The sequence below is a fragment of the Paraburkholderia sp. NMBU_R16 genome, from assembly GCF_013282575.1.
GTDB lineage: Bacteria > Pseudomonadota > Gammaproteobacteria > Burkholderiales > Burkholderiaceae > Trinickia.
Window position 1 is genome coordinate 129802 of sequence record NZ_JAAAYE010000003.1, and the last position, 15943, is coordinate 145744.

Here is a 15943-nt window from a genome sequence, read left to right on the forward strand (position 1 = left end):
CGATCGGCCAGATCAGCACCTGTCGGCGGAATGCAACAGGCCGGCTGACGCGCGCGCCGCGCCGCGACGGCGCCACGCCATCGGGCCGCCGTTTGGGCGCTACAATCTCACGATGAATCGACCGACCGATCCCCCCCTCGCCGTTGCCGTCTACCGCGAACGCCGCGAGCGCCTGCTGGCTGCGCTGCGCGCGGCCGGCGGCGGTGTCGCCATCGTACGGACGGCCCCGGAACTCGCGCGCAATCGCGATACCGACTACCCGTACCGGCACGACAGCTACTTCTACTACCTCACCGGCTTCACCGAACCGCAGGCGTTCATCGTGCTCGACGCGGAGGCTCGCGACGACGAGCCGGCCAGTCTGCTTTTCTGCCGCCCCAAGAACGCCGAGCGCGAAACCTGGGAAGGCTTTCACTTCGGCCCCGAGGCCGCGCGCGACGCATTCGGCTTCGATGCGGCATTTTCCGTCGACGAAATCGATGCCGAGCTGCCGCGCCTGATTGCCGACGCGCCGGCGCTGCATTACCTGTTCGCGCAATCGGGCGAACTCGACGGTAAAATTCGCGGATGGCTCGACGCGGTGCGCTCGCAAAGCCGCAGCGGCGTCGCCGCGCCCGTGGCGCTCGTCGATCTCACGCCGAAACTCGACGATATGCGGCTCTTCAAGGACCCGCACGAGGTCGCGATCATGCGCCGCGCCGCGCAGATCTCGGCCGAAGCCCACCGGCGCACGATGTCCGTATGCCGGCCCGGCATGACCGAGTACGAGCTCGAGGCCGAGCTGCTCTATACCTTCCGGCGCCGCGGCGCGCAGAGCCCCGCCTATGGCTCGATCGTCGCAGCGGGCGCCAACGCCTGCGTGCTTCACTACCCGGCCGGCAATGCGGTGTTGCGCGACGGCGAACTCGTGCTGATCGACGCAGCGTGCGAGCTGGACGGCTACGCCTCCGACATCACACGCACGTTCCCCGCGAACGGGCGGTTCTCCTCGCCGCAGCGGGAGCTCTATGACATCGTGCTCGCCGCGCAGCAAGCCGCCATCGATACGACGCGCCCGGGCGTGAGCTTCGAGGCGCCGCATGACGCCGCCGTGCGCGTGCTCGCGCAGGGGCTGCTCGATACCGGCATCATTGCGCGCGAGCGCTTCTCGTCGGTCGACGATGTCATTGCCGAGCGCGCCTATGCGCGCTTTTATATGCACCGCACTGGCCACTGGCTCGGCATGGACGTGCACGATTGCGGCGATTACCGCGACCGCGGCGCCCCGCGCGATGCGCAAGGCGCCTTGCCTTGGCGCACGCTCGCGGCCTCGATGACGCTCACGATCGAGCCGGGGCTCTATATCCGCGCGGCCGAGGACGTGCCCGAGCGCTACTGGGACATCGGCATACGGATCGAGGACGATGCGGTCGTGACCGAGACCGGCTGCGAGCTGCTGTCGCGAGACGTGCCCGTGCAAGCCGACGAAATCGAAGCACTCATGCTTGCCTCGCGGGCCGCTCAGCCATGACCGCGCAATCGACCCCAAACGGACCGACCGGATCCGCCCAATCTGCCGACGTGGCCCAAGCCTCGCGCGAGGCGGGCGGTCCTGACTTCGATGTGGCGATCGTCGGCGCGGGCCCCGTCGGCCTCGCGCTCGCCGCCTGGCTTGCCCGGCGCAGTGCAAGCGCCGGACTCGCCGTCGCGCTCGTCGATGCGCGCGAGCCGGAGGAGGCGACCAACGATCCACGCGCCATCGCCGTCTCGGAGGGCTCCCGTATGTTGCTGGAGCCGCTAGGGGCGTGGCCCGCCGACGCCCATCCGATCGAGCGCATCCACGTTTCGGAGCGCGGACGATTCGGCCGCACGCTGATCGAACGTGACGAGCACGGCCTCGCGGCCCTTGGTTATGTCGTTCGGTACGGCTCGCTCGTGCAGACGCTCGCCCGGACCGTGCGGCGCACCGCCGTACACTGGTTCACGTCCACCTCCGCACTGCTGCCGCGTAACGAGCCGGGCGACGACGCGCTGACGCTGCCGCTCGAAACGGCAGCCGTGCGGCGCACCGTGCGCGCGCGCATCGTCGTCAACGCCGAAGGCGGACTCTTCGGCGAGGTGCGCACCGGCGAGGGCGAGGGCGAGGGCGAGGACGACAGGTCGCATGGCGCGGCAGGCTCTACCGAGGTCGCCCGCCGCACGATGCGCGACTATCGACAAACCGCGCTCGTCGGCGTCGTGAGCGTCGCCATACCGCAGCCGGATACAGCCTGGGAGCGCTTCACCGACGAAGGGCCGATCGCGCTTTTACCGATGGGCGGGGTCGGACAGGCCGATTACGCGCTCGTCTGGTGCATGTTGCCCGATGAGGCCACCCGCCGCGCCGGACTTGCCGATGCCGAGTTGCTCGACGAACTCGGGCGCGCGTTCGGCTCGCGGATGGGCCGCTTCGAGGCGATACGGGGCCGTGCCGCTTTCCCACTCGGCCTCGCCGCGGCAAAGACGCTCGTCGATGGCCGCATTGCGGCGATCGGCAACGCCGCGCAGACGCTTCACCCGGTCGCGGGACAAGGCCTCAATCTGGGGCTGCGCGACGCGCACGCGCTGGCCGATGCGCTCGCGCGGCTCGGGCCCGTGCCGGAGGCACTCGCCGCGTTCGCCCAAGCACGCCGGTTCGACAGAAGGCTCACGATCGGCGCGACCGACACGCTTGCGCGCCTGTTCACGGCCGATCTCGGGCCGCTGTCGCCGCTGCGCGGCCTCGCGCTGACGGCGCTCGAATTCCTGCCGCCCGCCAAGACCGCGCTCGCGCGACAGATGATGTTCGGCCAGCGCCAGTAGCTTGCGAAACGAGGGCTGACCGGGGCTGACCGTTAACGCGGTAAAATGCCCGTTTCCCTTGTCGCCAGCCTGCGTCCGCGCCGCGTCACGAGCCCGGACAGCCGTTCCATCATGCCAACCCTCGGCCCCCACACTCTGCGCAACAATCTGTTCGTCGCTCCGATGGCAGGCGTCACGGACCGGCCGTTTCGGCAGCTCTGCAAGCGCCTGGGCGCCGGGTACGCCGTATCGGAAATGGTCGCATCGAACGCTCAGCTCTGGAAAAGCGAAAAGACGATGCGCCGCGCGAATCATGCGGGCGAGGTCGAGCCGATCGCAGTGCAGATCGCGGGCGCCGATCCGGCAATGATGGCCGAAGCCGCTCGCTACAACGTGGCCAACGGCGCGCAGATCATCGATATCAACATGGGTTGCCCGGCGAAAAAGGTCTGCAATGTCGCCGCGGGCTCCGCGCTTTTGCAGGACGAGCCGCTCGTCGCCCGCATCGTCGAGGCGGTCGTGGCCGCCGTCGGCGTGGGGCCGGATGCCGTGCCCGTCACATTGAAAATCCGCACCGGCTGGGACCGCGAGCACAAGAATGCGCTCAACATCGCCCGCATCGCGGAGAACGCCGGCATCTCGATGCTGACCGTGCACGGCCGTACGCGCGCCGATCTCTATCACGGTGAAGCCGAGTACGACACCATCGCTGCCGTGAAACGCGCCGCGCGAATCCCCGTGGTAGCAAACGGCGACATCGATTCGCCTGCGAAAGCGCAGGCCGTGCTCGCCGCCACCGGAGCCGATGCGATCATGATCGGCCGCGCGGCGCAGGGGCGCCCTTGGCTCTTTCGCGAAATCGAATACTACCTGCGGCACGGCGAGCTGCTGCCGCCGCCGCGCATCGCCGAGATTCGCGAGGTGATGAACGAGCACCTCGAGGATCATTACGCGTTTTACGGCGAGTTCACTGGCGTGCGTACTGCGCGCAAGCATATCGGCTGGTACACTCGCGGCCTTCCTGGCGCCAATGCGTTCCGGCACAGGATGAACACGCTCGATACCACACGCGAACAACTGCTGGCCGTCAACGAGTTTTTCGACGCGCAACTGGCTTTGTCCGACCGTCTCGTCTACGTGGAAGACGAAGCGGATACGAACGGCGAGCCGAACCAGCCGAGACATCAAGAACCCATAGCAGCATGAGCAAACACAACATCGAACAATGCGTCCGCGACAGCCTGGGGCGGTACTTCCAGGATCTCGACGGCGCGAAAGCACACGACGTCTTCGACATGGTGATGTCGTGCGTCGAAAAACCGATGCTCGAGGTGGTGCTCGAGCAGGCCGGCGGCAATCAGTCGCTTGCCGCCGAATATCTCGGCATCAACCGCAACACGTTGCGCAAAAAGCTGCAACAGCACGGTCTGCTGTAGTCGCGCCGCCCTCGTCCCTTTTCGGTATTGGTTTCCATCATGATCAAGCAAGCGCTCATCTCCGTTTCCGACAAGTCCGGCATCGTCGAATTCGCCCAATCGCTCTCGGCGCTCGGCGTCAAGATTCTGTCGACGGGCGGCACGGCCAAGCTGCTCGCCGAGGCAGGCCTCACCGTAACCGAAGTGGCCGACTACACCGGCTTTCCCGAAATGCTCGACGGCCGCGTCAAAACGCTGCACCCGAAAGTGCACGGCGGCATTCTCGCGCGCAGGGACCTGCCGGAGCATATGGCCGCGCTCGAAGCGCACGGGATTCCCACGATCGACCTGCTCGTCGTCAATCTCTATCCGTTCGTCGCAACGGTTTCGAAAGACCAATGCACGCTCGAAGACGCTATCGAGAACATCGACATCGGCGGCCCGACGATGCTGCGCTCGGCCGCCAAGAATCATCGCGACGTGACGGTTATCGTCGATCCGGCCGACTATTCGGCGGTGCTCGATGAAATGCGGGCGAACGGTAACACGGTCGGCTACAAGACGAACTTCCGCCTGGCGACGAAGGTCTTCGCGCACACGGCGCAGTACGACGGCGCGATCACGAACTATCTGACGAGCTTGACCGAGGCGCTCCAGCACAGCTCGCGCAACGCGTATCCGGCCACGCTGAACCTCGCCTTCGAGAAAGTGCAGGACCTGCGCTACGGCGAGAATCCGCATCAGAGCGCGGCGTTCTACCGAGACTTGTCGGCGCCGGCCGGTGCGCTCGCGGCCTATCGCCAGTTGCAAGGCAAGGAGCTCTCGTACAACAACATTGCCGATGCCGACGCGGCATGGGAGTGCGTGAAGACGTTCGATGCGACCGCCTGCGTGATCGTCAAACATGCGAATCCCTGCGGCGTCGCCATCGGGGCCGATCCGCTCGAAGCCTACTGCAAGGCGTTCAAGACCGATCCGACTTCGGCCTTCGGAGGCATCATCGCGTTCAACCGGGAGCTCGACGAGGCTGCGGCCCAAGCCGTGGCCAAGCAGTTCGTCGAAGTGCTGATCGCGCCGTCGTTCACGGAGGGCGCCAAGGCCGTCTTTGCGGCCAAACAGAATGTGCGTTTGCTCGAGATCGCTCTGGGCGCCGGGCAGAACACGTTCGATTTCAAGCGCGTCGGCGGCGGGCTGCTCGTGCAATCGCCCGATGCGAAGAACGTCTCGTCGCGTGAATTGCGCGTCGTGACCAAGCGTCACCCGACACCGCAGGAAATGGACGATTTGCTCTTCGCCTGGCGCGTCGCGAAATACGTGAAATCGAATGCGATCGTCTTTTGTGCAAAAGGCATGACGCTCGGCGTCGGCGCGGGCCAGATGAGCCGGGTCGATTCGGCCCGCATCGCAAGCATCAAGGCGCAAAACGCGGGCCTCACGCTGGCGGGCTCGGCCGTGGCGTCCGATGCGTTCTTCCCGTTCCGCGATGGCCTCGATGTCGTCGTGGCCGCGGGCGCGACCTGCGTGATTCAACCGGGTGGCTCGATGCGCGACGACGAAGTCATCGCCGCGGCGGACGAGCACAACATCGCCATGATCATGACGGGTGTGCGGCACTTCCGGCACTGATTGCACGCGAGAGGGTGCCCGGATCGGCCGGGCACCCGTTGCGTGTGCAACGTTTTCATCGAAGACAGTCGAGCCACCGACCGACACGCTCTCGTTGAATCGGCCAGAACGCTGGCCCGGCGTAGCCGATCGTCCCAATAGCTGCGCCGCTTTTCGCCTCTCCTCACACCGCTTCGCCCTCACTCGCGTTTCGATACGTGCGCCCTCGATGCGCACGCGTGCCACGTCGCGCCGCCGTTCTCCTCTTCGCCCACCTCCATGCGCCCATTGTGCGCAACGCGATAATCGTCACCACTTCAGCGCGAGAGCCCTACACGGCACGCACTGAGCCACTGCAAGGCGCTTCGATCACATGAAGTCGTCAGCCATCGCGGCGACAACGCGATCGTCGAGCCGATGATCAAGAGAAGAACCTCCCAAGGAGACGTGAATGTCAACGCCCACTCTCTCGCCCACGGCGGCATCGAACGTCCCGCATGCGCAGCATCCCGCAGCGGACCGGCAGCCTCCCGCCCCCGTCGCTGACGATGTCAATCGGGACAACGCCTCCCGCCTGCGAGGCGGCAAGCTGCGCACTCTCTTACGGATGGACCGGAAGCGAGAGCCCGTCAACGTCGAGGGGACTCTGAACGAGGGTGTCCGAAGGATGTTCAACACCGTCGGGGATCGTTCGAGTGGGCGGGCTGCAGGCGCCGAAAGTGCACAGGACGACAGAGCCAGCACGCGTACAGAAATCGAATCGATGTTCCGCGGCATCAACCCCCAGCTCGTCGAGGAACTGCTCGATTGGCGCGAACAAAGCGATATTCCCATTTACGGCAACGCACCGCGCTACGCTCAAGCCCGCTTGCTGGCCCGGGCGCTTGCGACGGCCACGGGAGGCGATGCCGAACGCGCGAAGGCAGTCATCGGCAACTGGAATCGCCAATCAAAACTCGAGCCGTGGCGGTTCAGCGAGACGACGCAAGCCGACGACTTGGCCACTCACTGCCTGCTCGCAAAAACACCGCTCGGATGGGACATTCTGACTGCCTTGCCCCAGTCGCGCTATGTCAGCCTGGCGGATACGGACGACGAACGTCGGCACATGTCGACTGCGCTGCAGGCATGCGCGCACTTGTTCGAAAATCTTCCGTTCGACGAGGAAGCGTTTGCTCGCCCGCGCAATCTCGACGAAGCCCGCGAGCTCGCCGAAAACATCGTCGCCCAGGGCATGCCCGCGCCCGACGACGACCAGCCGCGGCCCGACGCAAATCCGGCCTTCCGCTTCAAAAGCAACGTGATCGCAGCGCGCGCGCTCATCGGTTCGCTCTCCACGGCCCCGAGCCCGAAGCAGCGCGAGGCGATCGTGCTCTTTCTCGGTGGCAAGCGCGAGCGCGAGATCGACAACGCGTCGATGATGCGCCATCGGGTGAACCAGCTGTTTGGCGAAAGCAACGAGAAGCGTGGCTTGTTCCGACGCATGCCTACGGCGGATCAGCGGACCATGGATATGCTCGCCAAGCGATCCCTCGGCGAGCTTGCCAAGGAGCTTGCGGATCAGCTCCAGGCGCCCAGGATATTGGTAAATGGCTGCCTTGTCCCGGATCCCGACTTCGCGCCCGAACCGACGACGGAACGCATGCGTGCCGAGCTTCACCGTGCCGCATTGGAAACCGCCGTCAAACGCGTGGACCACCGGTCCCGGAGCAGCTCGATCGACCTGAAAGACGATTTGAAGGACCTGCGCCGCACGGTAGCGCGCCGGCTGGGCATCAGGGAGAAGGATCTGAAAAAAGACCCGGAATGGCGAGCGGCGAGCGAGGAGTGCAAGCAATTGAACCTCGACACCGTGCGCGCATGGATGCGCGAGGCCGAAATCGACCCGGACACGTCCGAGCTCGGGCAGCACCTGCAGACGCTCGACGATATGCGCTCCGGCACGGCAAGCCGCGCCGACGGCATACGCGAGCTCGTCAATACCCTGCGTCCAGGCTCATCCCTGGCGTTCACGAGCCACGGCGCAAAAGGACCGAATGTCACCTTGTGGTCGACGATCGCACCTGAAGTATTGAAGCACAAGTGGGGGCATCCCACCGTCACGCCGTTGCCCACATACTCGAATATCAAAGGCCGCGGCGCGGCACTCATTCTCTCGGGAGACGAAGGTCCCGACGGCGCCTACGTCGATATTGACGTCGGGACGTTCGATCGCAAGGCATGGACTTTCCTGGCGGGTATCGTTTCTCAGATCCACTCGGAGACGCCCGCGCACATGACGGACAACTTCTGGTGGCAAGTGTTCGAAATAGGCCCTCATCGGTCGACCGAGAACTCCGAGGGTCTCAAGATTCGCATCAAAGCGGATACGTTCAATGAGGCTAAGCGCCTCGCTTGCAAGGTCGTCGAGGAAATATCCGATACGAAATCGGAAAAGGGCCGCAGTGGATGGCAGCGTCTCGTCGAAACGGCTTGCGATCGCGACGACATCAGCGTCCACTATCAGACGCGCGAAGACAAGGATAAAGTACGCGTCATGCAGACCATGACGGTCCTCGGGCAAAACACGATGACGGGACCTGCCGTTCCGCCAAACAAATGGGTCGGGTGGGGCGTCAACAACTGGTGGAATGCGTTCGCCGCCCAGTTGTCGCGCACCAAAGGAACGACCACGAGCCGGATTCGCGGAGCGAACGACGAATCGCGGATATCGACTCGCCGCGAGCAGCATCTGACTCTGGGTGGCCTGACCTATCCCTTGCCCAGCCTGACGGCGCCGCACTCGGTGTGGGGCATGTCGTTGAGCGGTGGACACGGCGCGTGGTGGCTGCCTGCCAAACGGTTCACTACCGGTCTCGAAAGCGGGCAGGCGCGGTTGTGTCTGCCACCTCCGGGCTCGGGCGGCACTCCGTACCGCGAGTGGGCGATGACCGAGCTCGAGTACATCGAATGGCAGACCGAGCTCTTCGGCGCGTCCTCGCCTACACCTCCTGAGCACTTGCGCAATCATATCCTCCCCGATCGGCCGGATGGCGCACGGGGACCGCGCATGGTCATCGTACGTCAGTTCGCCACGAAGAAGGCAGCGGGCGAGCTGAACGCAACGTTCGACGACATCGAGACAATGAGCGGCGATCCGTCGGCCAGACCGACGATGCAGCGCAAGTTCGACGAAGCCAGCGCGCGTTTGCAGCACCCTTCGACCTGGGGCGAATTCCAAGTCTCGTTCGAATACACCAATCAGCAACAGCGCGTCACTGGATTGCCGCCACTGGGTTACCAGAATCAAGGCTTCATTACCGACACTGAACACGATCGCGAGCATGTGCTGGGCCGCAAGGGTGGACGCAACACCGTCATCGGCACGCGAGTACCGGAAAAGGCGGTGCCCGACGCGGAAAACCGGCGGATTCTTGCCAGGAATGAGCCGACGCGATTTGCGCCTGCAGCTCCGGACTTCAAGCGATCGCCGATACAGGAGCTGGTCGGCGAGATGATGGCGAGCGCCCGGGAGGAATGGCTGCCAGGGGATCCGGTTGTCATGCGCAGCCACATGGACAACTTCGGTCACCTGTTCCACCTTCTGCAAATGCGGGACGAAATCTATCCCATGGGCAGCAAGATTCGCGAACAGCTGCACGCCTATCTCGGCACTTCCGATGGCATGGCGGTGGTGGATTGCACGCCCAAGCGGCATCCGTTCGAGATCATGAAAGACTTCGAGATCGAGCGCGACCTTTACATCATCCGGAAGGGGCACTCGCCGAATGAACGCGATACCTTCGACGACGAATTCTGGAAGGACTTCGACGTCGCCTCCTTCTTCGAGGCAAACTTCGACCCACCTTATCGTCCGCTGGCCGATAAGCAGCCGCCGCCGCAAGACACATTGATGGACCACATCAAGGTGCACCGCACCGCGAACAGGCTCGACATGAGCCACGCGGAGCTTTACTCGGCAATGATCGCGCTGCTTGGTGTCGGCAACGTGGAGTCGAACCGCTTCAGCCTCCAGTTCGGCTGGGACAAGATTCTCGACGCAATGGGCCTCATCGCGGGCGAAACCGAAAGTCCACAGGAAAGAGCAGAAAACCTCGCCACCGTGCGACGCATCATTCAAAACAAGCAGCACCTAATCGACTTGTTGAACATCGACCCGAACGCGAACGCCACGCATTTCACGGGCCGTCCACAGCCGCTGACACTCGGCGTCATCGCGGAGGGATATGCCAACGAGACGGGCAACGACGATATCCTTGTCGAAATTCTGCCTCAGCTGATGGCCGAAACGTTCACCGCAGTGCGCGGCGCCGGCGACTTGCTGCCAGGACAAATTTTCAACGGTATCGCCATGCTGCCGGATGGGCGCTTACAACTCGCGCCGTATGACTACGCCTCATACAAAGGCCCGCGGCCGGAGAGCTATAAGGAGGACAAGCACAAAGCCAAGCTGCAGCTGGAGGAAAACCAAATCAACCAGCTGTTCACCATGATGCACCAGCGCATGAGCGCAGCAACGGGCATCGACTTTTCGGACGCGCAAGTCAATCCGGATGATGGGCGCCCTGAATTGCCGTACTTGCTCTCGTTGCAACAGAACGCGCACTTCCTTCGGTCCCTGGCGGTCTTGAAGCGCGGGTTGATCGCGGCGGCCAAGCGAGATCCGGAGGTCGCGAAAAAGCTCAAAGAAACGGGGGCTCAGGGCGAGGAAGAAATGGCCATTTGGGCGATGAGCGATGCCGGACGCATGGCGCGTCTTGTCGACCAGCTCGAAACCGAATGGACCAAGGCGACACAACAAACGTTCTTCGAGCCGCGCAAAGATATCGAGGTGCGGCGCGGACCGAATGGGACGACGCCGCCGACGCCGTTAACAGTAGGCTCCTACTATCGGGTGAGGACGGCAGAATTGCATCCGACGCTGTCGGCGGAAATCGCCAACGCCTTGTGGGCCGGCATCGTACCCCCCGAAGCCATGGAAGGTACGATCGAAAAGCTTATGCAGTTGATCACGCCGGAAGGCGTCATGGCCTCGGAGCTCCTCAACAGCGGTCAGCAGTGGGATGGCAAAAACTATTGGGCGATGCATGCCTATAAGACAGTGGAAGGCCTCATGCGTAACGGTTACGAGGTCCTTGCCAGGAAAGTAGCCATCGCTTATTGCGAGAACGCGTACCAGGCGTTCTGCATGGAGCGCAGGACGGTGGAGAAGTTGGGGCCGAACGGTGCCTACGGCGGGGGGGGGGAATATTCGGTCGAGTTCAATATGACGATGACGAACGAGTTCCTCGCGTACCTCGGCGCTCTGTTCCCCGAGTGTGCCGAGATCCTCGAGCGTCGCGTGCCGGAAACCGTGGCCGCGTGAGGCGGACCAGCAAGCCGATGTTACTCGCGCGGCACAGGGCTGCGCGAGCGTCGCTATGGTTACTCAGGGCGCAGATCGAATCGGGGCCCAACGCGATAGGCGAGGTGCCGGCGTTCGTTGTAGTATCGCAGGCACTTCCCCGCCTGAATCTCATGAGAATCCTCGGCATCGACCCCGGCCTGCGCGTCACGGGCTTCGGCATCATCGACCAGACCGGCCAACGGCTCACTTACGTGACGAGCGGCGTCATCCGCACGGCCGACGCCGACCTGCCCTCCCGTCTTCGTACCATTTTCGACGGCATCTCCACGCTGATCCGCCAGCACACCCCGGACCAGTCGGCCATCGAAAAAGTCTTCGTCAACGTCAATCCGCAATCGACGCTGCTGCTTGGACAAGCGCGTGGCGCGGCAATCTGCGGTCTCGTGTCCGGCGGCGTGCCCGTTGCCGAATATACGGCGCTGCAGCTCAAGCAGGCCGTCGTCGGATATGGCCGTGCGACGAAAGAACAAATGCAGCAGATGGTTGGACGCCTGCTCGATCTGCCCGGCCTGCCGGGCACCGACGCGGCGGACGCGCTCGGCATGGCGATCTGTCACGCCCATGGCGGAGGTGCGCTCGGCGCCCTCGGCGATATCGCCCCTGGGCTCGCGAAAAAAGGATTGCGCGTGCGGCGCGGGCGACTCGTCGGCTGACATGCAAAGGCGTGCGGCCGGCTCGAGACACTCGGCATACGCTACACTCGCGCATTGCCTTTCCACTCGCCTCAGACATGATCGGTCGAATCGCCGGCACCTTGCTGGAAAAGAACCCGCCTCACCTGCTCGTCGATTGCACCGGCGTCGGCTATGAAATCGACGTGCCGATGAGCACGTTCTACAACCTCCCGTCGACCGGCGAAAAGGTCGTGCTGCTTACACAGCTGATCGTGCGCGAAGATGCGCACCTCCTCTACGGCTTCGGCACGGCCCAGGAGCGCACCACATTCCGTGAACTGCTCAAGATCAGCGGCATCGGCGCACGCATGGCGCTGGCGGTGCTCTCCGGCATGAGCGTTCAGGAGCTCTCCCAGGCCGTGACGCTGCAAGACGCCGCGCGCCTCACGCGCGTGCCCGGCATCGGCAAGAAAACGGCCGAGCGTCTGTTGCTCGAGCTCAAGGGCAAGCTCGGCGCCGATCTGGGCGCGGCGGCCGCGGCCGTGTCCCCGTCCGATCACGCGAGCGATATCCTCAACGCCCTGCTCGCGCTCGGCTATTCGGAAAAAGAAGCGCTCGCCGCCATCAAGAACGTTCCGGCCGGCACGGGGGTGTCCGAAGGCATCAAGCTCGCGCTCAAGGCGCTCTCGAAGGGTTAAGGGGCACGACGGCCCAGCGGCGCCGCGCGCGGTACAATGGCGCGCATGATCGAAACCGACAAGCTCGCCACCGAGCGCATCATCTCCGCGGCACCCTCTTCCTCGCACGAGGAAGCGTTCGAGCGCGCACTGCGTCCGCGCCAGCTCGAAGAGTACGTCGGCCAGGAAAAAGTGCGCGGCCAGCTCGAAATCTTCATCGAGGCAGCCAAGCGCCGCTCGGAGTCCCTCGATCACGTCCTGCTGTTCGGCCCCCCAGGCCTCGGGAAAACGACACTCGCGCACATCATCGCCCGCGAAATGGGTGTCAATCTGAGGCAAACGTCCGGGCCCGTGCTCGAGCGTGCCGGGGATCTCGCCGCGCTGCTCACGAACCTCGAAGCCAACGACGTCCTGTTCATCGACGAAATCCATCGCCTTTCGCCCGTCGTCGAGGAGATTCTCTATCCCGCGCTCGAGGATTATCAGATCGACATCATGATCGGCGAGGGTCCGGCCGCGCGCAGCGTGAAACTCGATCTGCAGCCGTTCACGCTCGTCGGCGCAACGACGCGCGCGGGCATGCTGACCAATCCGCTGCGCGATCGCTTCGGCATCGTCGCGCGCCTCGAGTTCTATAACGCCGAGGAGCTCGCGCGCATCGTCGTGCGCTCGGCATCGCTGCTCGGCGCGCAGATCCACCGCGACGGCGCGTACGAGATCGCGCGCCGCTCGCGCGGCACGCCGCGTATCGCGAACCGGCTGTTGCGCCGCGTGCGCGATTACGCCGAAGTGAAGGCGGACGGCAATATCACGGCGCGCGTGGCCGATGCGGCACTCGCCATGCTCGATGTCGACGCCGTCGGCTTCGACCTGATGGATCGCAAGCTGCTCGAGGCCATTTTGCACAAGTTCGACGGCGGACCGGTCGGCGTCGACAACCTCGCTGCCGCCATCGGCGAGGAGCGCGATACGATCGAAGACGTCCTCGAGCCGTATCTGATCCAGCAGGGCTATTTGCAGCGCACGCCGCGCGGACGCGTCGCGACTTTGGCGGCGTACCGCCATTTCGGCCTGGCCGCCCCCGACGCCGCCAGCCCCGTGCGCAGCCTCTGGGATAACGACGCTCCCTGAGGCGCAAGCATCGAGCGCACGCGTCGGGCAACCCTCATTTCAACGGTTCCCAGCTCTCCATGTCCGATCGCGCCGGCAAAGCCCCTCGTCCGAGCATGGCATGGCGCGATGCGCTCGGCGCCCGGCTGCGTGCCAAGATCGTCCAGGGCATCACTCATCTGACGACAGGCAGCGGCCCGACGCTCGATTTCTCGTCGCCGCCCGGCGACCCGGGCCTCTTCGGTCCCGATGCCGTCTGCTGGCAAGTGCATGCCGATTTCACGGCGATGATGGTGGGCGGCATCTCGGCCTTGATGCTGCAGGCCCTCCATCCGCTAGCGTTAGCCGGCGTCTGGGACCATTCCACGTTTCGCACCGATATGCTCGGCCGCCTGCGTCGCACGGCCACGTTTATCTCGGGCACGACGTTCGGCAACCGCGCCGACGCACTCGCGCTGATCGAACGCGTCAAACGCATCCACCTCGCCGTCAGCGGTACCGCTCCGGACGGGCGGCCTTACCGCGCCAGCGATCCCGCGTTGCTGACATGGGTCCACGTGGCAGAGGTCTCGAGCTTCATGGCTGCCCACCTGCGCTACGTCAATCCCGCGCTGTCGATCGGTGAACAGGATCGCTATTACGCCGAGATGGCCATGATCGCGCAACTGCTGGGTGCCGATGATGTGCCGCACTCCCGGGCGGAAGTGGCGACCTATCTCGCCGCCATGCAGCCCGCGCTCGAGGCAGGGCCGCGCGTGCACGAAGTCGTGGCCGTGCTCGCCCACGCCGCCCCGAAAGGACGCCTAATGCGGCCTGCCGGCGCACTCGTGTTCCGCGCGGGCGTCGATTTGTTGCCCCGCTGGGCGCAGGACTTGATCGGTTTTTCGGCGCCGGCACGGTATGCGGGCAAGCTGGCACGCCATGGGGTACGCATGATCGCGCCCGTGATGCGCTGGGCGCTCGTCAATGGGGCATCGAAGCGCGCACGCCGGCGCGTGGCGGCGCGAGTGTGAAGGGCGTGACCGCAGTAAGCGCGCCATGGCATCGCCCGCGACTAAGCTCACCGCTCGCAGCGCACGCGCGCGTGCGGCGCGGCGCGGCGGCGTCGATGCTGCTCCGTATAGCCTATTTGCGGTCGACGCCTTTCGCCACCGCCAAGCCATCGTCGGCGCTCGCGCCTTCGAGATGTGCGACATCGCCCCATTCGACGATCGAGGCGCGGCCGGCTTCGTCCCACTGCACACTATTGAGACTCGCATTGAGCAACGGATAGTCGCGCGGCGCATCGAGCGCCAGCCCGCGAGCACAGCGATAAACGCAATCGAGCACGCCACCGTGCGTCACGCAGACGATGCGGCCGTCCGGATGCTCGGCCGCGATTTGCGCGACGGCGTGCAGCACCCGGTGATAGAACACCCGCGGCGACTCGCCGCCTTCGGGCGCAAAGCCTGGATCGCGCGTCTGCCAGACCGCGTAGGCATCGGGATACCTGTCCGCGATCTCATCGCTGTTATGTCCTTGGAACACGCCGTAAGCGCGCTCGCGCAGCCCCGGTTGTAGCTTCAGCGACAAGCCGAGCGCGGCAACCGTCGGCTCGGCCGTTTGCCGCGCTCGCATCAAGTCGCTCGCATAGATGGCATCGACCCCGCGGCCGGCGCCGGCGTCGCGCGCCATCCGCGCCGCAATTCGGCGGGCCTGCTCGAGCCCAGTCTCGTTCAGCGGGATATCGATGTGGCCCTGGATGCGCTTGATGCGATTCCAGTCCGTCTCGCCGTGGCGGATGAAAACGATGCGGGTTGGCATGATCGAATACGTATGGACGGTCAGGTCACGTCAGCCCGGACCGTTCGGATCAGTTACGGGCGCGTAGCCAAAACGTGACGGGACCGTCGTTGACGAGCGAGACCTGCATCTCGGCTCCGAACTCGCCGGTTTCGACGAGCGGGTGACGGTCCCGCGCCGCAGCGACGAAATAGTCGAACAAACGCCGCCCATCCTCGGGCGGCGCGGCAGGCGTGAAGCTCGGACGCAGGCCGCTGTCGGTATCGGCCGCCAGCGTGAATTGCGAAACGAGCAGCAACCCGCCGGCACGTCCGGCGCCATCGATATTCGAAAGCGGCAGATTCATTTTGCCGGCCGCATCGCCGAACACGCGATAGCCCAGCACCTTGGCGACGAGTTTGTCGGCCACGGCTTCGCTGTCGCCGCGCTCGGCGCACACGAGCGCGAGGAGTCCCGGGCCGATCTCCCCCGTGACGCGCGTGCCGACGCGCACTTGCGCCTGGCTCACCCGCTGGATCAAGGCGATCACGAGCC

Annotated in this window: 12 protein-coding genes; 10 read left to right on the forward strand and 2 right to left on the reverse strand. The window is 64.8% G+C overall.

The features are described 5' to 3' along the window. The first annotated feature begins 112 nt into the window (after window positions 1–112). From GWC77_RS02410 to GWC77_RS02455, 10 genes are all read left to right on the forward strand, one after another. Window positions 113–1510 (forward strand): aminopeptidase P N-terminal domain-containing protein, encoded by a 1398-nt coding sequence (locus GWC77_RS02410; protein WP_173255264.1) that lies wholly within the window; start codon window positions 113–115, stop codon window positions 1508–1510. Between the two features lie 50 nt (window positions 1511–1560). Beyond that, complete coding sequence (locus tag GWC77_RS02415) at window positions 1561–2820, forward strand: UbiH/UbiF/VisC/COQ6 family ubiquinone biosynthesis hydroxylase (protein WP_367948986.1); 1260 nt, start codon at window positions 1561–1563, stop codon at window positions 2818–2820. Window positions 2821–2931: 111 nt separating this feature from the next. Further along, window positions 2932–4005, forward strand: coding sequence for a tRNA dihydrouridine synthase DusB (gene dusB, locus GWC77_RS02420; RefSeq protein WP_173255329.1), 1074 nt, complete (start codon window positions 2932–2934; stop codon window positions 4003–4005). Then, the gene (locus GWC77_RS02425; RefSeq protein ID WP_173255266.1) at window positions 4002–4235 is read left to right on the forward strand and encodes a Fis family transcriptional regulator; all 234 of its coding nucleotides are present in this window, start codon (window positions 4002–4004) and stop codon (window positions 4233–4235) included. The genes dusB and GWC77_RS02425 overlap by 4 nt, the downstream gene beginning before the upstream one ends. Before the next feature lie 39 nt (window positions 4236–4274). Continuing rightward, window positions 4275–5840 carry a bifunctional phosphoribosylaminoimidazolecarboxamide formyltransferase/IMP cyclohydrolase gene (gene purH, locus GWC77_RS02430; RefSeq protein WP_173255267.1) on the forward strand — a complete coding sequence of 522 codons (1566 nt, stop codon included), beginning with the start codon at window positions 4275–4277 and terminating at the stop codon, window positions 5838–5840. A gap of 430 nt (window positions 5841–6270) precedes the next feature. Then, window positions 6271–11184: a trehalase family glycosidase gene (locus tag GWC77_RS02435; protein ID WP_173255268.1), complete on the forward strand. Its 4914-nt coding sequence runs from the start codon at window positions 6271–6273 to the stop codon at window positions 11182–11184. A gap of 152 nt (window positions 11185–11336) precedes the next feature. Beyond that, a complete protein-coding gene (gene ruvC / locus GWC77_RS02440) occupies window positions 11337–11879 on the forward strand; it encodes a crossover junction endodeoxyribonuclease RuvC (RefSeq protein WP_173255269.1) in 543 nt (180 codons plus the stop codon). Between the two features lie 77 nt (window positions 11880–11956). Beyond that, the gene (gene ruvA, locus GWC77_RS02445) at window positions 11957–12538 is read left to right on the forward strand and encodes a Holliday junction branch migration protein RuvA (RefSeq protein WP_173255270.1); all 582 of its coding nucleotides are present in this window, start codon (window positions 11957–11959) and stop codon (window positions 12536–12538) included. A 45-nt stretch (window positions 12539–12583) separates the two neighbouring features. Beyond that, window positions 12584–13648, forward strand: coding sequence for a Holliday junction branch migration DNA helicase RuvB (gene ruvB, locus GWC77_RS02450; protein WP_173255271.1), 1065 nt, complete (start codon window positions 12584–12586; stop codon window positions 13646–13648). A gap of 95 nt (window positions 13649–13743) precedes the next feature. Beyond that, a complete protein-coding gene (locus tag GWC77_RS02455) occupies window positions 13744–14640 on the forward strand; it encodes an oxygenase MpaB family protein (protein ID WP_173255330.1) in 897 nt (298 codons plus the stop codon). A gap of 112 nt (window positions 14641–14752) precedes the next feature. Here the strand turns inward: GWC77_RS02455 and GWC77_RS02460 are convergent, their stop codons facing one another. Continuing rightward, on the reverse strand, window positions 14753–15433 hold the full coding sequence (locus GWC77_RS02460; RefSeq protein ID WP_173255331.1) for a histidine phosphatase family protein: 681 nt from the start codon (window positions 15431–15433) through the stop codon (window positions 14753–14755). 46 nt (window positions 15434–15479) lie between these two features. Further along, complete coding sequence (gene dtd / locus GWC77_RS02465; RefSeq protein WP_173255272.1) at window positions 15480–15938, reverse strand: D-aminoacyl-tRNA deacylase; 459 nt, start codon at window positions 15936–15938, stop codon at window positions 15480–15482. Window positions 15939–15943 lie beyond the last annotated feature (5 nt).